Origin of the sequence: Streptomyces sp. NPDC001594 (assembly GCF_042893675.1) — a bacterium.
Taxonomy (GTDB): Bacteria; Actinomycetota; Actinomycetes; order Streptomycetales; family Streptomycetaceae; genus Streptomyces.
In genome coordinates, this window is record NZ_JBIAVB010000005.1 from 196,762 (window position 1) to 218,256 (window position 21,495).

16 protein-coding genes and 1 riboswitch are annotated in these 21,495 nt (G+C 74.4%); of the genes, 7 read left to right on the plus strand and 9 right to left on the minus strand.

What is annotated here, in order from left to right; all coding sequences use genetic code 11:
• Window positions 1–47 precede the first annotated feature (47 nt).
• Window positions 48–1,817 carry a S8 family serine peptidase gene (locus ACFY0O_RS12405; protein ID WP_388946091.1) on the minus strand — a complete coding sequence of 590 codons (1,770 nt, stop codon included), beginning with the start codon at window positions 1,815–1,817 and terminating at the stop codon, window positions 48–50.
• A 374-nt stretch (window positions 1,818–2,191) separates the two neighbouring features.
• Entirely contained in the window at window positions 2,192–3,559 is a 1,368-nt protein-coding gene (locus ACFY0O_RS12410) for a cation:dicarboxylate symporter family transporter (RefSeq protein ID WP_388946095.1), read from the minus strand.
• Between the two features lie 156 nt (window positions 3,560–3,715).
• Here ACFY0O_RS12410 and ACFY0O_RS12415 point away from each other — a divergent pair, with 156 nt between their 5' ends.
• Entirely contained in the window at window positions 3,716–5,545 is a 1,830-nt protein-coding gene (locus ACFY0O_RS12415; protein ID WP_388946695.1) for an ATP-binding protein, read from the plus strand.
• A complete protein-coding gene (locus tag ACFY0O_RS12420) occupies window positions 5,542–6,246 on the plus strand; it encodes a response regulator (RefSeq protein WP_388946098.1) in 705 nt (234 codons plus the stop codon). Before ACFY0O_RS12415 ends, ACFY0O_RS12420 begins: the two co-directional genes overlap by 4 nt.
• On the opposite strand, the gene ACFY0O_RS12425 is transcribed toward ACFY0O_RS12420, so the two are convergent.
• Both ACFY0O_RS12425 and ACFY0O_RS12430 read right to left on the minus strand, forming a co-directional pair.
• Window positions 6,201–7,049: a tyrosinase family protein gene (locus ACFY0O_RS12425; protein WP_388946100.1), complete on the minus strand. Its 849-nt coding sequence runs from the start codon at window positions 7,047–7,049 to the stop codon at window positions 6,201–6,203. The genes ACFY0O_RS12420 and ACFY0O_RS12425 overlap by 46 nt on opposite strands.
• On the minus strand, window positions 7,049–7,444 hold the full coding sequence (locus tag ACFY0O_RS12430; protein WP_388946103.1) for a tyrosinase family oxidase copper chaperone: 396 nt from the start codon (window positions 7,442–7,444) through the stop codon (window positions 7,049–7,051). Before ACFY0O_RS12430 ends, ACFY0O_RS12425 begins: the two co-directional genes overlap by 1 nt.
• A 297-nt stretch (window positions 7,445–7,741) precedes the next feature.
• Here ACFY0O_RS12430 and ACFY0O_RS12435 point away from each other — a divergent pair, with 297 nt between their 5' ends.
• Complete coding sequence (locus ACFY0O_RS12435) at window positions 7,742–9,133, plus strand: glutamate decarboxylase (protein ID WP_388946106.1); 1,392 nt, start codon at window positions 7,742–7,744, stop codon at window positions 9,131–9,133.
• 235 nt (window positions 9,134–9,368) lie between these two features.
• Here ACFY0O_RS12435 and ACFY0O_RS12440 read toward each other — a convergent pair whose 3' ends face one another.
• Both ACFY0O_RS12440 and ACFY0O_RS12445 read right to left on the minus strand, forming a co-directional pair.
• Window positions 9,369–11,825, minus strand: a complete 2,457-nt coding sequence (locus tag ACFY0O_RS12440; protein WP_388946108.1) for a Helicase associated domain protein — start codon at window positions 11,823–11,825, stop codon at window positions 9,369–9,371.
• 97 nt (window positions 11,826–11,922) lie between these two features.
• A complete protein-coding gene (locus ACFY0O_RS12445) occupies window positions 11,923–13,590 on the minus strand; it encodes a sigma-70 family RNA polymerase sigma factor (RefSeq protein WP_388946111.1) in 1,668 nt (555 codons plus the stop codon).
• Window positions 13,591–13,799: 209 nt separating this feature from the next.
• Here ACFY0O_RS12445 and ACFY0O_RS12450 point away from each other — a divergent pair, with 209 nt between their 5' ends.
• Both ACFY0O_RS12450 and ACFY0O_RS12455 read left to right on the plus strand, forming a co-directional pair.
• The gene (locus ACFY0O_RS12450; protein ID WP_388946114.1) at window positions 13,800–14,894 is read left to right on the plus strand and encodes a hypothetical protein; all 1,095 of its coding nucleotides are present in this window, start codon (window positions 13,800–13,802) and stop codon (window positions 14,892–14,894) included.
• The gene (locus ACFY0O_RS12455) at window positions 14,891–15,955 is read left to right on the plus strand and encodes a PfkB family carbohydrate kinase (protein WP_388946117.1); all 1,065 of its coding nucleotides are present in this window, start codon (window positions 14,891–14,893) and stop codon (window positions 15,953–15,955) included. The genes ACFY0O_RS12450 and ACFY0O_RS12455 overlap by 4 nt, the downstream gene beginning before the upstream one ends.
• Here the strand turns inward: ACFY0O_RS12455 and ACFY0O_RS12460 are convergent.
• A complete protein-coding gene (locus ACFY0O_RS12460) occupies window positions 15,864–17,126 on the minus strand; it encodes a serpin family protein (protein WP_388946120.1) in 1,263 nt (420 codons plus the stop codon). The two genes, ACFY0O_RS12455 and ACFY0O_RS12460, sit on opposite strands and share 92 nt — an antisense overlap.
• A gap of 178 nt (window positions 17,127–17,304) precedes the next feature.
• On the opposite strand from ACFY0O_RS12460, the gene ACFY0O_RS12465 reads away from it, so the two are divergent.
• Both ACFY0O_RS12465 and ACFY0O_RS12470 read left to right on the plus strand, forming a co-directional pair.
• Window positions 17,305–18,387, plus strand: a complete 1,083-nt coding sequence (locus tag ACFY0O_RS12465) for a dihydrodipicolinate reductase (protein WP_388946124.1) — start codon at window positions 17,305–17,307, stop codon at window positions 18,385–18,387.
• Complete coding sequence (locus ACFY0O_RS12470; protein ID WP_388946127.1) at window positions 18,384–18,863, plus strand: carboxymuconolactone decarboxylase family protein; 480 nt, start codon at window positions 18,384–18,386, stop codon at window positions 18,861–18,863. Before ACFY0O_RS12465 ends, ACFY0O_RS12470 begins: the two co-directional genes overlap by 4 nt.
• Window positions 18,864–18,930: 67 nt before the next feature.
• On the opposite strand, the gene ACFY0O_RS12475 is transcribed toward ACFY0O_RS12470, so the two are convergent.
• Window positions 18,931–20,586: a GMC oxidoreductase gene (locus ACFY0O_RS12475; protein ID WP_388946130.1), complete on the minus strand. Its 1,656-nt coding sequence runs from the start codon at window positions 20,584–20,586 to the stop codon at window positions 18,931–18,933.
• Window positions 20,587–20,701: 115 nt separating this feature from the next.
• Window positions 20,702–21,211, minus strand: a complete 510-nt coding sequence (locus ACFY0O_RS12480) for a DUF4352 domain-containing protein (RefSeq protein WP_388946133.1) — start codon at window positions 21,209–21,211, stop codon at window positions 20,702–20,704.
• Between the two features lie 120 nt (window positions 21,212–21,331).
• Window positions 21,332–21,470, plus strand: a riboswitch (cobalamin riboswitch).
• Window positions 21,471–21,495 lie beyond the last annotated feature (25 nt).

Here is a 21,495-nt window from a genome sequence, read left to right on the forward strand (position 1 = left end):
GGGCCGCCGGGAGGTGTCCCCCCGGCGGCCCCCGTGCGCGGCCCCGACTAGAAGGTCAGGTTCCAGGAGTCGATCTTGCCGGTGTCGCCGCCGGCGTTGTCGTTCACCCGCAGCTTCCAGGTGCCGTTCGCGACCTCCGAGGAGGCGTTGACGGTGTAGGTCTGGTTGATGTTGTCGGTGCTGCCGCCGGCCCGGTTGTGGACCGTGTAGACGGTGCCGTCGGGGGCGACCAGGTCGACCTTGAGGTCACCGATGTAGGTGTGGACGATGTTCACGCCGACCTTGAGGGTGGCCGGGGCGTTGCCGGTCACGCCGGCGACGGTGATCGGGCTCTCCACCGTGCTGTTGTCGGCGATCGCGAAGTCCGCGGTGTTCTCGAAGTACTTGCCCGCGGGCGGGGTGGCGCCCACCGCCTTCAGGGCGTCGACCTGGCCCTCGCCGAAGAAGGAGTTGTTGGCCGTGGTGCCGGTGCAGCGGCCGTCCGCCGGGCAGGCGATGTCGTTGGCCTGGGTGGCCAGCTTGTCGCGGATCTGCGCCGGGGTGATGCCCGGGTTGGCGCTCGCGATCAGCGCGGCGACGCCCACCACGTGCGGGGTGGCCATCGAGGTGCCGCTCTTGGTGCCGTACTTGCCGCCGGGCAGGGTGGAGTAGACGTCCTGGCCGGGGGCGGCGACGTCGATGACGCCCTGGCCGAAGTTGGAGAACGAGGCCTTGGTGGTGCCGGTGCCGTTCGCCGCGACCGTGACCACGCCCGGGAGTTCGGTCGGGATGTCCAGGCAGGCGTTGGTGATGGTGCGGGTGACCGGCGTCGAGTCGTTGGGGCTCGCGGTGTCGGTGCTCTTGTGGGCGAGGTCGTAGTTCTCGTTGCCCGCCGCGGCGACCTGGAGCGAGCCCTTGCCCTCGGCGTACTCCTGGGCGCGCTTGACGCCCTCGATGATGGCGGCCTGGTCGATGTTGTCCGGGCAGTTGAACTGCCACGGGTCGGTGTAGTAGCTGTTGTTGGTGACCTTGAAGCCGTGGTCACCGGCCCACACGAACCCGCAGATGGTGTTCTCGGCGAAGAAGAACGAGTTGCCCGGCTCCGCGACGCGGACCGCGGAGATCTTCACGCCCGGGGCCACGCCGACGACGCCCTTGCCGTTCTTGGCGGCGGCGATGGTGCCCGCCACGTGGGTGCCGTGCGTGTCGACGTCACGCCAGGCGCCGGCCCGGGTGTCGGGCTTGCCGTAGGCGCAGGAGACCGAGTCGGCCGCGTTGAAGTTCGGCGCCAGGTCCTGGTGCTGGTCGTCCACACCGGTGTCGAGGATGCCGACCTTGACCGACGCGGAGCCCGGGTTGACGGCCCAGGCCTGGTCCGCCTTGATCTGCGTCATGTCGGCCCGGGCGGGCTCGCCCGCCGGGGTGGTGGCCTGCGCCGGGTTGGCGGGCAGCGCCGGGTTGTAGGCGTCGGCGGGCACGTCCGAGGTGCGGGTCGCGCCGACCTGCTGGACCCCGCTGACGCCGCGCATCGTGGCGGCGAAGGAGGCCGAGGAGGAGTGGGCGACGACGACGCCGATCTGGTCGAAGTACGAGAAGACCGTGCCGCCGTTGGCGGTGACGGCCGACCGGACCGCCGAGCTGTCGCCAGGGGCGGTGATCACGAGGTAGGCACGGGTGCCGGCAACCCAGGTCGCACTCTGGGAAGAAGCCGGGGCCGAGGCCTTGGGGGCCTTGGGCGCCACCGCGACGGCGGAGCCCGAGGGGCCGACGGGAGCGGTGCCGGCGAGCGCGGCGGGGGCTCCGAGGGTGAGGGCTGCGCCCAGGGCGGCAGCCACCACCAGGGCACGTCGAGGTCGACTGGATATGTGGGGTATCAAAACGTCCTCCGATGACCCGGCGCTGGTGCTGGTGGCACCTACCGGGCCGTACGAAACGAGTGGTGGACGCAAGATGTCAGACGCGCGGCCCCGTAGGGAAGTACCTTTTGCAGCGCTCGACTTGAGACGCGGTGGCCGAAACCCGATGGCCGGTGGCCGGTGTGGGCGTTCCGCTCCCCTTCGCCGGACTTGTGCCGCCGTGCGGCCCGTTGGGTGCGGAGGGTACGGCTCCGGCCCGGCGCCGCGAGGAGGGGCGGCGCCGGGCCGGGGGGCCGGCCGGGCTGGGCACCGTGGGGGAGAGCCCTGCCCGGCCGGCTCGCGGGGTGCGCCGGTTCTCAGGCCGGCACACCGTCCTTGGGGCCCGCCGAGGGGCCGGGCAGGGCGGCCGGGGGATCCGCGGCGGCGGGCGCGTGGCCGTCGTCCACGAGCACGGCCTCGTCGAAGGGCAGCCGTCCCGCGAGGACTTCTCCAGCCCGCTCGCGGTCGAACTCCTTCGTCCACGTACCGATGAGGACCGTGGCCACCGCGTTGCCCGCGAAGTTCGTCAGGGCCCGCGCCTCGCTCATGAAGCGGTCGATGCCCACGATCAGGCCCACGCCGTCGACCAGCTCCGGCCGGTGCGACTGCAGGCCGCCCGCCAGGGTGGCCAGCCCGGCCCCGGTGACCCCGGCCGCGCCCTTCGAGGCCACGATCATGAACAGCAGCAGGGACACCTGCTCGCCCAGGGCCAGGGGCTTGCCCATGGCCTCGGCGACGAACAGCGAGGACATCGTCAGGTAGATGGCCGTGCCGTCCAGGTTGAAGGAGTAGCCCGTGGGCACGGTGATCCCGGTGACCGGGCGGGACACGCCCAGGTGCTCCATCTTCGCGATCAGCCGCGGCAGCGCCGACTCCGAGGAGGAGGTCGACAGGATCAGCAGGAACTCCCGTCCCAGGTAGCGCAGCAGCGCGAAGATGCCGACGCCCGTGCACAGCCGCAGCAGCGTGCCCAGGACCACGATCACGAACAGCAGACAGGTGGTGTAGAAGCCGATCATGATCACAGCCAGGGACTTCAGCGCGTCGATCCCGGTCGCCCCGACCACCGCCGCCATCGCCCCGAAGGCGCCCACCGGCGCCGCCCACATGATCATCGCCAGCACCCGGAAAACCAGCTTCTGCACGTGCCCGATCCCGCGCAGCACCGGCTCGCCCGCCGGGCCCATCGCCTGGAGCGCGAACCCGCACAGCAGCGCCACCAGCAGCGTCTGGAGCACCTGGCCGCCGGTGAAGGCCGAGACCAGGGTGGTCGGGATGATCCCCAGCAGGAACTCGGGCGTGCTCTGCGCCCCGCCCGCCTTGGCCTGGGCCTCGCCCGCGTGCCGGGCCGCCTCCGTCAGGTGCAGCCCGCTGCCGGGCTCCAGCAGGTTCCCGACGACCAGCCCGATGGCCAGGGCCACCGTGGACATCACCATGAAGTAGCCGAGGGCGAGACCGCCGACTGCCCCCACCTTGGCGGCCTTGCGGACCGAGCCGATCCCCAGCACGATCGTGCAGAAGATCACCGGCGAGATCATCATCTTGATGAGGTTGACGAAGCCGGTGCCCAGCGGCTTCAGCTCGACGGCCGTACCGGGCGCGGCGAAGCCGACGGCGATGCCGAGCAGCACCGCGGCGATCACCGCGATGTAGAGGTAATGCGTTCTGTCGCGTCTGGCGGCCACGTTCGCCTCCCGGTCGTGAATGCGTTCCGGGAGACCATCGCCCACCCTGTGACCCCGGTCACCCTTGCGTTCATTGAGTTCACGGCCCGGTGCACACTGAGCGCCATGTTCCGCTTCGTCCGCCCGCCCCGCAGCCTCGCCGGCCAGCTCTTCGCCATGCAGGTCCTGCTCGTCGCCCTCGTCGTCGCCGGCTGCGCGGTCTTCGCGTACGCGACCGCCCGCGGCCAGGCCGAGGACGCCGCCCGGCGCCAGGCCGGGGCCGTAGCCCGGGCGGTCGCCGACTCACCGTCCGTGCGGGCGGCCGTACGGGACGCGGGGCGCACGGGGACGGACCCCTCGGCCGCCCTCCAGCCGTACGCCGAGCAGGTACGGGCGGACGCCGGGGTGGACTTCGTGACGATCATGGCCCCCGACGGGCGGCGCTGGACCCACCCCGACCCGCGGCGCATCGGCGAGCGCTACCTCGGCAACACCGCCCGGGCCCTGCGCGGCGAGACCTTCGGCGAGACCTACACCGGCACCCTCGGCCCGTCCATCCGCGTGATCACCCCGCTCACCGGGCCGGGCGGCGACGTCGTCGGGCTGGTCAGCGCCGGGATCACGATCCGCGCCATCAGCGCCCGGCTCGCCGAGCAGCTGACCGCCCTCGCCTGGGTGGCGGCCGGGGCCCTGGCCCTCGGAGGCATCGGCACGTACGTGGTCAACGCCCGGCTGCGCCGCCACACGCACGGGCTGGACGCCGCCGGGCTGAGCCGGATGTACGACTACCACCAGGCGGCCCTGCACGGGGTGCGGGAGGGGCTGCTGCTGCTGGACGGCCACCGCAGGATCACGCTGATCAACGACGCGGGCCGGGAGCTCCTGGGCCTGTCCGGGGAGGTCACCGGCACCGGCGTGGACGCCCTCGGTCTGCCCGCGCCGCTCACCGGCGCCCTGCTCGCCGACCGGCCCCGGGTGGACGAGGTGCACCTGACGGCGGAACGGGTGCTGGTGGTCAACAGCTCGCCGGTGGCGGGCGGCGGCCGCCGCGGCACGGTGGTCACCCTGCGGGACCACACCGAACTCCAGGCCCTCACCGGGGAGCTGGACCACGAGCGGGGCTTCACGCAGGCGCTGCGCTCCCAGGCCCACGAGGCGGCCAACCGGCTGCACACCGTGGTCTCCCTCATCGAACTGGGCCGCAGCGAGGAGGCGGTGGAGTTCGCCACCGCCGAACTGGAGCTGGCGCAGGCCCTGACCGACGAGGTGGTCACCGCCGTCGGCGAGCCGGTGCTGGTGGCCCTGCTGCTCGGCAAGGCCGCCCAGGCGCACGAGCGGGGCATCGAGCTGCACGTCACGCCGGACAGCGGCGCGATCGAGACCGGCCCGGGGCTGCCGCCCGCCCGGGACCTGGTCACCGTCCTCGGCAACCTCGTCGACAACGCCCTCGACGCCCTCACCGGCGTGCCGGGCGGCCGGATCGCCGTCACGGTCCGCCGGGACGGCGACGGGCTGCTGCTGCGGGTCGCGGACAACGGGCCCGGGCTGCCGCAGGGAGTGGACGTGTTCCGGCGCGGCTGGTCCGGCAAGGGCGAGGGCCGCGGCCTGGGGCTGGCCCTGGTCCGCCAGGTGGCCCACCGGCACGGCGGCTCGGTGGAGGCCGGCGGCACCCCGGCGGGCGGCGCGGCCTTCACGGCCCGCCTGCCTTTGCCTCCGGCGGGAGGAGCGGGGCCGGGCGGCGTGCGGCGGCTGCCGGGTCGGGACACGGGCCTGCCGGACCCTGCGGGCCCCGAGGCCGGCCGTCCCGGTGGGGCCGCCGCCGTCCCAGGGGCCCGCTCGCCGCGCGACGCGGAACGGCTCCGCCCCGACGGGGCGCCCCGGGCGGGCCGCACCTCCGCCCGGGCGGGGGAGTGCCCGCCGTCCGATACGCCGGGTGCGGCCGGCACCGCCGCCCGGGCGGGCGGGTGTCGTGTGCCCGGTACGCCCGCCGCGGGGGGCGCCGTATGAGCGGGCCCGTGCGGGTGCTCGTCGTCGAGGACGATCCCGTCGCCGCCGACGCGCACGCGCTCTACGTGGGCCGGGTGCCGGGGTTCACCCCGGTGGCGGCCGTGCACACCCTCGCGGAGGCCACCCGGGTGCTGGAGCGCACCCGGGTCGACCTGCTGCTGCTCGACCTCACCCTGCCGGACGGCAACGGGCTGCGCTTCGCCCGGGCGCTGCGCGCCGCCGGGCATCCCGCCGATGTGATCGCGGTGACCTCGGCGCGGGACCTGGCCGTGGTCCGCGAGAGCGTCTCCCTGGGCGTCGTGCAGTACGTGCTCAAGCCCTTCGCCTTCCCCACCCTGCGCGAACGGCTGCTGCGCTACGCGGAGTTCCGGGCGGCGGCCGCGGGCGAGGCCGTGGGGCAGGACGACGTGGACCGGGCCCTCGCCGCCCTGCGCGCCCCCGCCGCCGCCCCCCTGCCCAAAGGGCTCAGCGCCCCGACCCTGGACCGGGTCGCGGCGCTGCTGCGGGAGGCCCCCGAGGGGCTGACCGCCGCGGGGGCGGCCGGGGCGGCCGGGACCTCGCGGATCACCGCCCGCCGGTACCTGGAGCACCTGGTGGACACCGGTCGCGCGGACCGTGCCCCCCGGTACGGCCAGGTCGGCCGCCCCGAGCTGCACTACCGCTGGCGGGCGGCGGAGGCGGGCTCGGTGTCGAAGGTGTAGAACTTCCGGTGGTCGAGCATGTCGGCCGGCGTCACGTCGTTCCAGGGGCGCATGGTGTCGCGCAGGTCGACGACGTTCGGGGTGCCGGCGGCGGGCAGGTAAGGCGAGTTCGGGTTCTTCGCCTGCCAGTCGGCCCACAGCTTGTCCACGAAGGCGTGGTGCATCCAGAACACCGGGTCGTTCGGGGAGACTCCGGTGCCCATCTGGCCGCCGACCCACACGTGCACCCGGTTGTGCAGGTTGGCGCCGCGCCAGCCCTCCAGGTGGTTGCGGAAGCCGTTCGAGGCGCTGTTCCACGGGGCCATGTCGTAGACCGGCATCGCGAGCACCGCGTCCACCTCGGCGCGCGTCGGCAGCTGGGCCACGCCCTCGCCCAGCGCGCGGCGCAGGTAGGAGCGGCCGTCCACGCGGACCGAGATCTCCCACTTGCCGGTCGCGTAGGCGAACGGGCCGTCCATCACCTGTCCGTCCCGGGCCCGGCCGGTGCCGCCGAGGAAGTCGGCGGCCCACAGGGAGGAACGGGTGGTGCGGTCGGCGGTCCAGTCCCAGTACGGGATCGAAACGCTCTTGTCCACCGCCTGCAGAGCAGCCTCGAACTCCAGCAGAAACCGGCGGTGCCACGGGAGGAAGGAGGGGGAGCGGTGGCCGACGCGGTCGCCCGAGTCGGTGTCGCCCATGATGAACCCGTTGTGGGTCGTCACGAAGCGGTCGTAGCGGCCGGTCCGCTTCAGTTCGAGCAGCGCGTTGGTGAAGGCGCGCTTCTCCTCGGCGGTCAGCGCGGCCTGGTTCTTGCGCACGGTCATCACATGCCGCCCATCTGCATCGGGGCCAGCTGGGAGCCCTGGAGTTCGCGCACGGCGGCCCGGGCGAGCGAGGTCGGGTCGGCATACGTCTCGTAGTGGTTGACCACGCTGATCCAGGTGCCGTCGGCGTTCTGCATGACGTGCAGCTCGCGGCCGTCTATCCGGACGCTGGGCATCGCGGCGCCGCCGTGGTGGCCGCCGTGGTGGCCGCCGCCCGAGGCGGGGGATATCTGGATGCGGCGGCCCAGGTACACCTCGTCGACGGTGCCGGCCGGGGTGGTGGCCGCGGCGCGCGAGTCGGTGGCGGCGGCGTGCGCGGTGGCGCCCGCGATGCCGAGGACGGTGAGAGCGCCGGCGGTGGTGCCCAGGGCCTGCCGGCGGGTGATCTTGTTCATGGCCGAAGAACTATCAGCGGCCGAAAGGGAGTTGACCGGAATCCGGACATCGGCGGATAAGTTCTATGAAGAACCAATTAAATGATCTTCCTGTCCGGACCGGCTCCGGTGGCCCGGACGGGAAGATCTGCGGCAGGAATACTACCCGACGGTAAGTTTTTCGGTCCGATGGTACGCATGTGGAGGGGGTCACGCTCTGGAGTCGGCCGGAAGCGGTGCCGGAATCCGCCATTCCCGATCGGCCCTCAAGCGCCCCTGAAGTCTGATTTGTTGCTTTTGACGCCCTATAGTCCCGATATGCCTCTCCATCAGACGAAGGACACGCGCACCGAGGAACCCGGCACGGACGTCTTCGCGTCCGCCCTGAGCGGCCAGGTCCTGCCCAAGTACCGGATGCCCGAGGACCACTCGTCCTCCGAAGTGGTCTACTCGCTCCTCCACAACGAGCTCCTCCTCGACGGCAACGCCGCCCAGAACCTCGCCACCTTCTGCACCACCTGGTCGGACGACGGCGTGCACCGGCTGATGAACGAGTGCCTCGACAAGAACATGATCGACAAGGACGAGTACCCGCAGACCGCCGAGATCGAGGCCCGCTGCGTCAACATCCTGGCCGACCTCTGGAACGCCCCGGCCGGCACGACCGGCACCGGCTGTTCCACCACCGGCTCCAGCGAGGCCGCCATGCTCGGGGGACTCGCCCTCAAATGGCGCTGGCGGGCCCGCCGCAGGGCCGAGGGCAAACCCGCCGACCGCCCCAACCTGGTGTGCGGGCCGGTCCAGATCTGCTGGGAGAAGTTCGCCCGCTACTTCGACGTCGAGCTCCGCCAGGTCCCCCTGGAACCCGGCGCCACCGGGCTGCGCCCCCATCAGCTCGCCGCCCACGTGGACGAGCACACCATCGGGGTCGTCGCCATCCTCGGCGTCACCTACACCTGCGACTACGAGCCCGTCGCCGAGCTCGCCGCCGCCCTCGACCGGATCCAGGAGGAGCACGGCTGGGACGTCCCCGTCCACGTCGACGCCGCCAGCGGGGGCTTCGTCGCCCCCTTCCTCCACCCCGACGTGGTCTGGGACTTCCGGCTGCCGCGCGTGGCCTCCGTCAACACCTCCGGCCACAAGTACGGGCTCGCGCCGCTGGGCGTCGGCTGGATCGTGTGGCGCACCGCCGACCTGCTCCCCGCCGAGCTGGTCTTCGACGTGGACTACCTCGGCGGGGACATGCCCACCTTCGCCCTCAACTTCTCCCGCCCCGGCGGCCAGGTCATCGCCCAGTACTACCTCTTCCTGCGGCTGGGCCGGGCCGGCTACCGCCGCGTCCAGCAGGCCTGCGCCGACACGGCCCAGTACCTGGCCGGCGAGATCGAGGGCCTCGGCCCCTTCACCCTGCTCTACGACGGCCGGGGCGCGCTGCCCGCCGTCTCCTACACCCTCACCGATCCGGGCGGGGCCGGGTTCAGCCTCTACGACCTCTCCGACCGGTTGCGGATGCGCGGCTGGCAGGTGCCCTCGTACCCGCTCCCGGCCGACCGGGAGGAGACCGTCATCCAGCGGGTCCTGATCCGGCACGGGGTGACGCGCGACCAGATCGCCCTGCTGGTCGAGGACATCCGCCGGGCCGTGTCCCACCTGCGCGCCGTCCCGCAGCTCACCCCGGCCACCCCCGGCCGCTCGGGCTTCCACCACTGACGCCCCCACCGCGCGCGACCGGTGGCACCCCGTGCCGGGGCGTGCCCCCGGCACGGCGTCGGCGCCCCCGGGCCGGTACCTTCCCAGTTGTCCGGGGGCGGCGGGGGCCGTGTCCCGGGGCGGCAGTGGCGCCTCGGCTCGTGCCGTGGGCCCGTACGGGGCCCGGCGCCGTGTCCGGGCGCGGCACCGGGCTCGGGCCGTAGTGTCGGATCGGCGGCGTCGCGGGGCGGCCGGGTCAGCCCGGCGGGGTCGGCCAGCGCATTCCCAGTGCCGTCAGCGCGGCCACCCGTTCCGGGGCCAGGCCCGCCGCCCGGGAGCGCTGGTTGGCGATCCACGAGCCCAGCCGCAGCTCCTGCCCGCCCACCCGCTCCACATGGGTCCGCGGCACCCGCAGGTGCCCCTCGCGGGCGTGGAAGTGCCGGGCCGCCTCCAGGTGCGCGGCCCAGGCCTCGGCATGGCTGAGCCGCGGCGGCGGCCGTTCCGCCTCCGCGGCCGGGGCCAGCCCCAGCGCGTGCTCCAGCAGCCACCGCTGCGCCCAGGCGAGCCGTTCCCAGCCCAGCCGCTGGGCCCGCACCCACAGCCCCAGGTCCTCGCCCTGGACCACCACCCGCCCCGGCCCGGAGGGCACCGTGCCGCCCGCGTCCAGGTGTGCCCGGGTCAGGTGGAAGCCGCGCTGCCAGCCGATGTCCCAGGCCGGGCACCAGGCCGGGTCGATCTCGTCCAGGGCGTCCCGGCGTTCCTGCGCGAGCGCGCCCGGGCCCTCGCGGCGGGCGGCGGCCCGGTTGTTCTTCATCCACACCCCCACCGGCACCCCGTGCCAGGTGGCGTCCACCGGCGGCAGCAGGTGCCCGTGCTCGGCGGCCCAGGCGCGGGCCGCGGCGAGCCCCTCCTCGAAGGCCACGTCGAAATGGCTCCACACCATGCCGAGTTCGTCGAGCTCCCGCGTCCGCTCCCGGCCCAGCGCACCGCGCCGGTAGGTGCGCCGCGCGTCCGCGATCCACTGGCCGAGCGGGAACCCGGCCAGGGCGGCCGGCCACTGCGGGTCGTCCGCCGGGACCCGGAACGCGAACGGCACCTTCAGGTCCCCGGCCGTCGCCGCGTAGACCCGGGCCGCTTCCGCCCCGCGCCGCCACCGCGTGTGCTCCGGGTTGAGCACCCGCAGCCGGATGAAGGCGGCCAGCAGCGCCGGATCGCGCGGTGTGGAGAAGCTCAGCAGCGCCCGCGCCCCTTCGCCGGGCCCGGCCGACGTCGCGGCCGCCGCCGGGGCCTTCGCCGCCGCGCTCGGGGCCTGCGGCTGCGCCAGGGCCTCCACCAGCCGCGAATCGTGCGCCCGCAGGGCCTCCAGGAGCCGCGCGAGGTCCCCGTACGCCCGCGAGGTCAGCATCGACTCCGGCGACTCGCCCGGCCCCAGCAGCACCGGCACCACCAGCGAGGCCACCTTCCCCTCGCCCGGCCGGATCCGCAGCGCCCGCCCGACCGCCTGCACCAGGTCCGGCATGGAACCGCGGACGTCCGCCCAGAAGACGGAGTCGCACTCCTTGGTGTCCACCCCCTCACCGAGCACCCGGACGCTGCCGAGGAAGGCCTTGTCCGCCACCCGGTCCGCGGCGAACGCCTCCAGCACCCGCCGCCGGTGGGCCGCCGTGTGCTGCCCGCACAGCCAGTCCGCCCACACCGTCCGCGGGTACACCGGATGCGGGCTCCGGCTCGCCGCCCGCATCCGGGCGGCGACCGCCGGCAGCCCCGCCGCGAAGGCCTCCGCCTCCTTCGTCAGGTGGTGGAACACCAGCGTCCGCCGGAAGCCCTGGTCCGCCGCGGCCTTGACCAGCGCCGCCTGGAGCGCCGCGAGCCGCATCCCGCGCACCCGGTCCGAGCGCCCGTCCGCCCCCAGCAGCACCGCCGACTGGAACCCCGGATCGCTGACGTCCACGCACACCACCCGGTACGGGGCGCAGATCCCCCGGTCGATGGCCTCGGACAGCGACAGGGTGTGGCAGCGGGAGCCGAACGGCCCCTCCGGGTCGTCCTCCATCGAGGCGACCAGCTCGCCCCGCCCGCGCGGCTCCCGGCCGCCGCCCGGCTCCTCGTCCTCCTCGTCGGACTCGTCGGCCTCCTCGCCGTCGCGCCACACCCGTGGGGTGGCCGTCAGGTACAGCCGCCGCAGCGAGGGGATCCGCGCGTTGTCGTGCACCACGGCCCAGGGCTTGCCGATCCGGCCCGAGGTCCGGTGCGCCTCGTCGACCACGACCAGGTCCCAGGACGGCAGCCCGGCCAGGTGCGCCCGTTCGATGGTGCCCAGGCCCAGCGAGGCGTACGTGGCGAACACCGTCACCCGCTCCAGCGGCTCGGCGCCCCAGCGGGCCAGGACGCGCGGATCGGTGGTGGTGGGCACCCCCACGTCCTCACCGCGCAGCGAGCACACGGCCAGGGCCCGCCCGGTGCGGCCGCCCTCCCGCCAGGCCGCGACGGTCTGCACGAGCAGGTCCAGGGAGGGCACCAGGACCAGGACCCGGCCGGCCCGCAGTTCCTCGGAGGAGCCCACGGCGACCAGCGACTTCCCGGACCCGGTGGCCATGATCACCTGGGTCCGCAAGCCCCGCGGGGGCACCCGGCCGTCGGGGGGCAGCTGGAGGGCGCGCACGACGGCATCGACGGCCTCGCGCTGATGGGGCCGCAGCTCCTTCCTCGGCACGCACCTCACCCCCGCCCGCTCTCTGACCTGCTCCTCGGCCTCCAGCCTCTATCTTGCCCGGATTCTGAGTCAAACAGGAGGACGCGGGGCGGGCCCGTCAGCCGCGCGCGCCGAAGTTCTGCGTCCACCACGGGCCGCCGGCCCCCGGGTGCATGCCGACGCCGATGTCCTTGAAGGAGCAGTTGAGGATGTTCGCCCGGTGCCCCGGACTCTTCATCCACGAGTCCATCACGTCCTGCGCCGTCTGCTGGCCCCTGGCGATGTTCTCGCCGTACGTGGACCAGCGGTACCCGGCGGCCGTCGTCCGGTCGCCCGGGCCCGCGCCGTCGGGGTTGGTGTGGTCGAAGAAGCCCCGCCGGGCCATGTCGTCGGAGTGGCCCTGCGCCGCCCGGTCCAGCTGCGCGTCCTCCTTGAGCGGACCGCAGCCGGCCGCTGCCCGCTCGGAGTTGACCAGGGCGATCACCTGCCCGACCACCCCCGCCGGGGCGGGCGCGGGGGCGGGCGGCGCGGGCTTCGGCGGGTTGCTGCGGGCCGGCTCGGGCGCCGGGGCCGAGGACTTCGAGCTGCTCGACGAGGGCGACGGCGAGGCCGAGGCGGAAGCCGAGGCGGAGGAGGAGGGCGAGGCCGAACCGGAGGGTGAGACCGAGGCGGAGCCGGAGGGCCGCGCGGAGGCCGTGTCCGGCGCGGAGAGCGCGGCCAGGGGCGAGGCGGGGGTCGCACCGCCCGCCTCACCACCCTTGTCGCCGGGCGTCGTCAGGTAGACGAGTCCGCCGCCCGCCACGCACGCGGCGATCACCGCCCCGCCGATCGCCCGGCGGCGGTTCTGGCGCCGCTTGCGCTGCGCCCCGCGGCCGCCGGACGGGTCACCGGGACCAGTGTCCCCGCCCTTGCGCCGGGCGGCCCGCCCCGGCCCGGACACCACCGGGCTCAGCTGCGTGGCCGCGTCGGCGAAGGCCACCGGGGCGGTGTTCGCCGTCACCGCGGCCCGGACGCCCGCCGTCAGCGCCGCCGCCACCGGGACCAGCGCCAGCCCGGCCAGCAGCCCCTCCGCCGGCATCAGCCCGTTCCACAGCCCGGAGCAGCGCAGGCACTCCCGGGCGTGCCGGGCGATGCGCTTGCGCCACAGCGGGGAGGGGCGGCCGTCCCAGGTGCCCGTCATCGCGCGGATCTGGTCGCACGGCGGCTGTGCCTCCAGGGCCCGCTCCACCACCCGCGCCGACTCCAGCTGCGCCTTCATCCGCTGCACCCGTACCGCCGTGTGCTGCGGGGTCAGCTCCAGGGCCGAGGCCACGTCGGCCCGGGTCAGCTCACCGGCGCACTCCAGCCACCACAGCGACAGCAGCGCCCGGTCGTCGGGCTCCAGCCAGCGGGTGGCGCGGGCCGTCTCCCGGCGCTGGCCCGACAGCTGGAGCTTGACCACCGTCAGGTCGGCGAAGTCGGCGCCGGGGTCGGCCAGGTCCTGCGCCTCCTCCAGGCCGCCGGCCCCGGGCGCGCCGCTGCGGGACTGCCAGTGGGCCCGTATCCGGTTCATGGTGATGGCCACCAGCCAGGACCGGAAGTTCTCGTCGGCGTGCAGGGAACCCAGGCCGTCGAGCGCCCGCAGCATGGTGTCCTGCACGACGTCGTCCACGTCCACGGAACCGTTCAGGGCCCGGCCGACGATGTTGTAGACGAGCGGCAGGTGGGTGCCGACCAGCTCGTCCTGCGCTCGGGGGTCGCCCGCGCGGGCCGCTGCCACCAGCTCTGCCGTGTGCTGTGTACTCATGTGAACTTCCCTGTCCGTACCGGCGGTCGATGATGTCCGACAACTGGGAGACCGTCGAGGGGGGCACCGATAACACTTATCCGGAAGAAGTTTTTATCCGGAGGAAGATCTCCGGTGCCAGCCGGGTCCCGGATGTGTAAGGTCTGGACCAATAAGTTCCCGTGCACGATGCCGAGTTCCCCCCGGGGAACGTCCGGGAGGGCCCGCCCGTGTCCCTGCGTCCGTACGAGGTCATAGCCGCCCAGCGCCTGCTCCCGGTGCTGCGCAGCGCCGAGGCCGACGAGGCCGTCCGCACCGTGCGGACCCTGCTCGCCGCCGGCTGCCGCGCGGTGGAGCTCACCACGTCCACCCCCGGCTGGCCCGGGGCCGTGGCCCGCGCGGCCGCCCTCGCCGACGCGCTGGGCCGCCCGGCGCTCGTCGGCGTGGGCACGGTCACCACCGCGGCCGACGCCGGGACGGCCCTCGACGCCGGGGCGGGCTTCCTGGTCTCCCCGTACCCCGCCCCCGAGGTCCGCGAGACCGCCGCACGGCGCGGGGCGGCCTTCGTGGAGGGCGGGTTCACCCCCGGCGAGATCGCCGCCGCGGTCCGCCGCTCGGGCGCCGCGAAGGTCTTCCCGGCCCACGTCGGCGGCCCGGAGTTCCTCCGCTCCCTGCGGGCCGTCCTGCCCGGCGCCGTGCTGATCCCGACCGGCGGCATCGCGCCGGGCGAGGTCCGCGACTGGCTCGCCGCGGGCGCGACCGCCGTCGGCATCGGCAGCGGCCTCCCGACGGACCCGGCGGAACTCGCGGCCCTGTTCGCCTCCCTGGCGGCGTACCCGGCCGCGTCCGCACCCGGCGCCGGTCCGGCCCGCGCCCTCGGTCCCGGGCCCGCTGCGCCCCGCGAGACCGCGGCCGGGCCGGGCGCCCCGGCGGTGTCCGCCGACCGGGGACCCTCCGCGCACCGAGCCGGTCCGGCGGCGCCGGTCGGTTCCCGCGTACCGACCGAAGGGCCCGCCGGGGCCGGCGGGGGCTCGCCCCCGCCGGCCCCGGGACCGACCGTCCCGGCCGGAGTCCCGCACCTGCCGCTCACGGACCGCGCGCCGCGACGTGACCGGCCGACCGGGCCGCAACCCCGCGCAGCCGGGCCCGACGGCCCACGCGCCTCCGCGCCGGATCCAGGACGGGACGCGCGGGACGGGGACGCCTCCGTACCGCCCGATCGCCCGGCCGGGCCGGAGCCCCGCGCAGCCGTGGCCGGCGGCGTGCGGTCCTGCGCGCCGGAGGCCGTGGCCGGCGCCGTACCGCGCAGGGAGGTGCGGCCATGACCGCCTCCCGGGAGGGCGGCCGGTACGACGTCCTCGTGCTCGGCGAGGTGCTCGTCGAGGTCCACGCCGACGTCCCGCTGCGCGAAGCCGCCGACGGGAGCGCCGCCCGGATCTCCTACTCCGGCGACGCCCTCAACGCCGCTGCCGCCGCCGCGGCGGCCGGAGCCCGTACCGCGCTGCTCGCGGTCGTCGGCGAGGACGAGCTGAGCGTCCCGCTGCTGCGCCGGGCCGCCGAGCTGGGCGTGGACGTCTCGCACGTCCACCGCGCCCCCCACCCCAACGGCGCCTACCTGCTCAGCGCGGACACCGGCGGGGAGCGCGAGTTCGTCTACTGGCGCACCCGCAGCGCCGGATCCACCCTCTCCCCGGCCCATGTCGAGGCCTGGCGGGAGCTGCTGACCGCGGCCGGGGCGCTCGTCACCGGCGGGATCGCCGGCGCGCTCTCCCCGACCAGCCGCGCGGCGGTGCTCGAAGCGGTCCGCACCGTCCACGGGGCCGGGGGACACGTCACCTACGACCCCAACTTCCGCCCCCGGCTGACCGGACGGGCCGAGGCCCGCTCCCTGCTGGCGGCGGTGGCCCCGCTGACCGGCCTGCTCAAGACCTCCTGCCCGGCCGACGCCCTCGCCCTCGTCGACACCGACGACCCCCGCACCGCCGCCGCCCGCTACCGGGCACTGGGCGCCCGCGCCGTCGCCGTCACCGCCGGGGCCGGCCGGCTGCTCCTGGACGAGGGCACCGCGGCGGCCCACCACGCCGTCCCGGTGAACCCCGATCCCGTGGACGCCACCGGCGCCGGGGACTGCTTCACCGGCACGGTCACCGCCCGGCTCGCCCTGGGCGACCCCCTCGCGGAGGCGGTGGCCCACGGCGTCGCCGCGGCCTCCCTGTCGGTGTCGGGGCGCGGCGGCACCGGCCGCGTCCCCTCCTTCGCGCAGACGGCGGCGCTGGCCGCGACGCTGGGCCCGCCTACCCCTCTTCCGCCCAGGCCTCCTCTTCCTCCCTCAGCTTCTCCTCCAGGGTCTTCTCCGGCGGCGCCTCGTACGGGAGCGGATCGCTGACCCAGCCCGCCGCCAGCACCAGCCGCGAGGCGCGGTGCACGGCGAGGAAGCCGAAGGGGCGGTCGAAGCGCGCCTCGACCCGGCGGGTGCGGTAGCGCGGGCGCGCGGGCGCGGCGCAACCCACCGCCAGGCCGACGGCGGTGACCGCCGCCGCCTCGAAGCCCTCCGCGTGGAACCGTGCCACCGCCGCCTGCCGAGCCGAACCGATGGCCAGGGGTTCGGAGCTGACCCCGGGGAAGTGGCCGCGGCTGTCGTCACACGCCGCCGCCAGACCGAACAGCCGGGCCCGCTCCAGGAGGTCGTGCTCCGCCCGTACCTCGAAGGCGGGGGTCTCGACCACGAGCCGGGGCTCGGGCGTCAGCGCCGGCTCCCGGGTGATGGTGAGGCCGGGACCGGGGCGGCCCTCCGGGAGCAGGCTCGCGGGGGTGAGGGGCCGGGCGCGGGTGACGGCCGCGATGCCGGTGGTGAGGACCCCGCCGGGTGCGGCTCCGGGTTCGCCCAGCACGAGGTGGACGTCCACGCCGGTGTCCCCGACCACCTCCAGCAGGGTCACCGCCCCCTGCCGTCCTTCCGCGACCGCGGCCCGGTCCGGCAGGGCCGTGGTGCGGTGCAGCATCTGCAGGGGCTGCCCGGCCCAGGGGCCTTCGGACGGCTCGCGGGGCCATGCGGAGAACGGCCGGAGCCACTGCGTCTTGAGCGCGAGGGCCGAAGCCAGCACCAGCTTCGTGCCGTCCGGCCCCTCGGTCAGCGTGACCGGCATCCGCTTGACCAGCCCGCCCGTGCGCCGGTCGGCCCACGCGTCCAGCGCCTTGCCGTCGGCCGCCGCGTCGCCGCTGAGGGCCCCGTGGCCCCCCGGCGCCAGCTGCTCCCGCCAGGCGGTCTCCAGCGGCAGGTCCGCCCGGGTCCACAGGCCGGTCGCGGCTCGCAGCCCGCGTATGCCGTCCAGTGCGGCCAGCAGCTCCCGCGCCGCCCCCGCCGCCCGTTCGGCGGGCAGGCCCAGGGCCTCCGCCAGCTCCGCCCGGGCCGGACCCGCCGCCCCGTCCGCGAGCGGGGCGAGCAGCGGCCAGACCCCGGCCGCCGTGAAGACCGTACCGGCGTCACCCCCATGGGCTTCGGCCCAGCGCGCCGTGAGCCGGTTGACCGCCCGTACCGTCGAATTCCTCATGCTCATGCCGGGGGAGCGTACGGGGCGGGCGGCACCCTGCCGAATCCTTTCTCCGCGCCCGGAGCCGCGCCGGAGCCGCAGGCGGACCCGTGCCCTGACCCGCACCGGAGCCGCGGGTGGACCGGTCCGAAAATCATCCTCCGCGCCCCTGGGCTCCTCCGCGCCCCGTCGCTACCCTCCGCGCATGATTCCCACGGTGGTCTGGGGCACGGGCAACGTAGGCCGCGCGGCGATCCGCGCCGTCGAGGCCCACCCGGCGCTCGAACTCACGGCAGTCATCGTCCACAACCCCGCCAAGGTCGGCCGCGACGCGGGCGAACTCGCCGGGCTCGACCGCCGGCTGGGGGTGGCGGCGACCGACGACATCGGGGCGGTGCTCGCGGCCCGCCCGGCCGCCGTCGTCTACGCGGCTTCCGGCGACGTCCGCCCCGACGACGCCCTCGCCGACATCACCCGGGCCGTCGCCGCCGGCGCGGCCGTCGTCAGCCCGGCCCTCTACCCCCTCTACGACCACCGCAGCGCCCCGCCGGAGTTCCGCGACCCGGTGCTCGCGGCGATAGCGCGGGGCGGCGGCTCCCTCTTCGCCTCCGGCGTCGACCCCGGCTGGGGCAATGACGTGCTCCCGCTGCTGCTGAGCGGACTGGGTACCGAGGTGGACGTGATCCGCTGTCAGGAGATCTTCGACTACTCCACCTACGACCAGCCCGACTCCGTCCGCTACCTGGTCGGCATGGGCCAGCCCATGGACGACGTGCCGATGATGCTCCTGCCCTCCGTCCCGACCATGGTGTGGGGCGGGCAGATCCGGATGATGGCCCGCGCCCTCGGCGTCGAACTCGACGACATCCGCGAGACCTCCGACCGGCGCGCCCTCGACACCACGGTCACCACCCCCACCATGGGCGCGTTCGAGGCCGGGACCCAGGGTGCCATCCGCTTCGAGGTCCAGGGCATCGTCGCGGGCGAGCCCCGCATCGTGATCGAGCACGTCACCCGCATCCACGCCTCCTGCGCCCCCGACTGGCCCTCCCCGCCCGACGGAGGGGCCGGCGCCCACCGCGTCGTCATCGAGGGCCGTCCGCGCATCGAGGTCACCGTCGAGGCCACCGACGAGGGCGAGAACCGCTCGGCGGGCGGCAACGCGACCGCCGTCGGGCGGCTGGTAGGCGCCATCGACTGGCTGGTGGAGGCGGAGCCCGGGCTCTACGACGCCCTCGACGTCCCGCTGCGCCCCGCAGTCGGCAAACTCGGAAGGAAACAGCCATGAGGATCGACGTTCCCGACGGCCGGCACCCCATCGAGTACGTATGGGGCGACCTGGTCCCCGGCATCGGCACGGCCGCCGCCAACTTCTCCCTGTCCGTCTACGCCCACACCACCCTGGGCCTGCGCGAGTTCGAGGCGGCCCGGCTGCGCGTCGCGCAGATCAACGGATGCGTCTTCTGCCTCGACTGGCGCACCGACCGCGACGGCGAGAAGGTCGAGGAGGACTTCGCCGACGCGGTCACCGAATGGCGCACCACCAAGGCCTTCGACGACCGCACCCGGCTCGCCGCCGAGTACGCCGAGCGCTACGCCCTGGACCACCACAACCTCGACGAGGAGTTCTGGGAGCGGATGACCGCGCACTACAGCCAGGTGGAGATCGTGGAGCTGAGCATGAGCATCGGCTCCTGGCTCGCCTTCGGCCGGCTCAACCACGTCCTGGGCCTCGACAGCGTCTGTGTCCTGCCGGGCAGCTGAACGGAGCCGGGGCCGGCCGGGGCGCGTGCTGCGCCCGGCCGCCCCCGGTGACCGTGACCGTCCCGCGTCACAGGTCGGTGGCGATGATCTTCTCGATGTTCCGCTCGGCCAGGGCCGTGATGGTCACGAACGGGTTGACGCTGGTGTTGCCGGGGATCAGCGCCCCGTCGATGACGTACAGGCCCGGGTGGCCGTGCAGGCGGCCGTAGTTGTCGGTGGCCTTGCCCAGGACCGCGCCGCCGAGCGGGTGGTAGGTGAGGTGGTCGCCCCAGATCTTGTTGGTGCCGAAGAGGTCGCTGCGGTAGATCGTCCCCTCCTTCGCGTTGATCTTGTCGAAGATGGTCTTCGCCATGTCGATGGACGGCTGCTTCCAGGCGGTCTGCCAGTTCAGCTCGACCTTGCCCGTCGCCGCGTTCCAGGTGAACTGGGCGCGGTTGGGGTTCTTGGTGATGGAGAGGTAGAACGAGGCGTAGGTTTCGATGCCGGTGGGCAGCGGTGCCACCTCGGCGAAGGCGCCGCCCGCGTCCCAGTTGTCGATGCCCCCGCAGGGGATGGACGCCTGGACCTTGCCGGTGGGGTCCCACATGTGGTTCGCCCGGCCGCACATGACGTTGCCGTTGTCCCCCCAGCCCTTGCCGATCTCGTCGTTGAGCAGCGGCAGGGCCCCGGTGGCCTTCAGCCGGACCAGGAGCTTGCTGGTGCCGACGCTGCCGGCGGCGAAGAACACCCGGTCGGCGGTGACGGTCTTGACGGAGACGACGTCGCCGGTGGTGTTGAGCTCCTCCATGGCGACCGTGTAGCCGCCACCGTCCGAGGGGGAGACGGTGGTGACCCGGTGCAGGGGGGAGATGGCCACCTTGCCGGTGGCCCGGGCGGCGGCGAGGTAGGTCTTCTGGAGGGACTTCTTGCCGGCGTTGTTGCCGTAGAGGATCTCCCCGTCCACGGCGGACTTGGGGACGGTGCCGGCCACCTCCTGCTTCATGTAGTCCCAGTCGTAGACGTCCGGCACGAACACGAAGGGGAAGCCGGAGCGCTGGGCGTGCTTGCGGCCGACGCGGGCGAACTGGTAGCAGTCCACCGTCTCGAACCAGTTCGGGTCGATGAGCCCGACCCCGAGCCCGGCGTTGGCGCGGGGGTAGTAGGTGGAGTACATCTCCTCGGCGTCCACCGTGGGGAGGATGGCGGCGAAGTTCTGCCGCTTGGGGGTCACCGCCATGCCACCGTTGACGAGCGAACCGCCGCCGACGCCGCGCCCCTGGTAGACGATGATCCCGCCCATCTCCTCGGCGTCGAGGATGCCCGTGTACTTCGGGACGTCCTTGTCGATGGGGAAGCCGAGGAAGTTGCTCAGCGGCGCCTTCGTGCGGGTGCGCAGCCAGAAGGAGCGGTAGTCGGGCTTGGTGGTGTTGGCGAAGATCTTGCCGTCGGTGCCCGGGGTGTCCCAGGCCATGCCCATCTCGATCATGCGCACGTTGACACCGGCCTGGGCGAGCCGCAGCGCGGCGACGGAGCCGCCGTAGCCGGTGCCGATGACGAGGGCCGGGACATGGTCCCCGGACGCGAGGGGAGGCTGGGCGGCGGCGGTGCCGGTGGCGGGATTGGCGCGGGCCGGGAGGGTGTTGACGCTGAGGGCCATGGCCCCCAGAAGAGAACCGGTTCCAGCGATGAATCCACGTCGGGAGACACCCTTGGACACCTTGCTGTGCAGGTCTTTGTCGTTCATGTGGCGTTCCTCACTCTCGACGGAGTGGGAACAAGTTCTACTGGCGGGTGCCTGCTAAGTCACTAGATACGTCGAGGTAATTTCCGGCCGGTTACGGCAGGGATCACGACAGGGATCACGACAGGCTCCAGTGGGCGACGTCGTCGCCGAGCCCGGCGTCCAGGGCGAACTGCACCGCCGCCGGGCGGGCTTCGGCCGGCAGCCGGAAGACGACGTAGCCCGTGGCCGACCCGCCCGGGGCGAGGGAGAGGGTGCCGGGGAGGGCCGGGCCCGCGTCCGTGGCGGCGCTCAGGCCGGTGAAGCGCCGCCCGGTGGTGTCCAGGAGGTGCGCGGCCGGGGCGGGGGAGTCCGCGTAGGGCGCCGTTCCGGTGTTCTCCAGGCGCAGCTCCACGGCGACCAGCCGGTCGGCCCCGGGCGCCGGCGCCGGGCCCGCGGGGTCGACGACCCGGGTGAGGGTGACGTCGAGCCGCTCGCCGGGGCGGTCGCCGTCGAGGGAGACGGTCTCGCCGGAGCCGCCGGTGCCCGCGCCGAGCAGCAGCGCCGCGAGGGCGGGGACCAGGAGGAGACGGGCGGTCCTGACCACGCGCCGGGGACCGCCGTGGCCCGTGTGGCTGCCGTGACGCATGGCCGACCTCCTCCACACCTCCCCTCGCCGCCCACGATCCTCCGTGAGGCCCGCTCCCGCCACCGGCGGCGGCATCGGTTCGGGGCCCCTTGGGCCGCTCTGTGGGGCAAAGGTGGCATCTGGCAGACTTGGCCGGGTTGTCCCGGGCGGTGCAGGACAGGAAACCGGTGCGAATCCGGTGCGGTCCCGCCACTGTGACCGGCGACCCCGTCCGCGGGGTCCCGGGAGTCAGACACTGACGTACCGCCTCTTCACTTCTTCACTTCGACCGGGGACGAGGATCC

Coding starts and splice junctions, on each gene's coding strand:
- ACFY0O_RS12465 (WP_388946124.1), top strand. CDS start 17,305: ATGATTCCCACGGTGGTCTGGGGCACGGGCAACGTAGGCCGCGCGGCG.
- ACFY0O_RS12475 (WP_388946130.1), bottom strand. CDS start 20,586: ATGAACGACAAAGACCTGCACAGCAAGGTGTCCAAGGGTGTCTCCCGA.
- ACFY0O_RS12445 (WP_388946111.1), bottom strand. CDS start 13,590: ATGAGTACACAGCACACGGCAGAGCTGGTGGCAGCGGCCCGCGCGGGC.
- ACFY0O_RS12480 (WP_388946133.1), bottom strand. CDS start 21,211: ATGCGTCACGGCAGCCACACGGGCCACGGCGGTCCCCGGCGCGTGGTC.
- ACFY0O_RS12435 (WP_388946106.1), top strand. CDS start 7,742: ATGCCTCTCCATCAGACGAAGGACACGCGCACCGAGGAACCCGGCACG.
- ACFY0O_RS12420 (WP_388946098.1), top strand. CDS start 5,542: ATGAGCGGGCCCGTGCGGGTGCTCGTCGTCGAGGACGATCCCGTCGCC.
- ACFY0O_RS12415 (WP_388946695.1), top strand. CDS start 3,716: ATGCAGGTCCTGCTCGTCGCCCTCGTCGTCGCCGGCTGCGCGGTCTTC.
- ACFY0O_RS12430 (WP_388946103.1), bottom strand. CDS start 7,444: ATGAACAAGATCACCCGCCGGCAGGCCCTGGGCACCACCGCCGGCGCT.
- ACFY0O_RS12470 (WP_388946127.1), top strand. CDS start 18,384: ATGAGGATCGACGTTCCCGACGGCCGGCACCCCATCGAGTACGTATGG.
- ACFY0O_RS12455 (WP_388946117.1), top strand. CDS start 14,891: ATGACCGCCTCCCGGGAGGGCGGCCGGTACGACGTCCTCGTGCTCGGC.
- ACFY0O_RS12460 (WP_388946120.1), bottom strand. CDS start 17,126: ATGAGCATGAGGAATTCGACGGTACGGGCGGTCAACCGGCTCACGGCG.
- ACFY0O_RS12425 (WP_388946100.1), bottom strand. CDS start 7,049: ATGACCGTGCGCAAGAACCAGGCCGCGCTGACCGCCGAGGAGAAGCGC.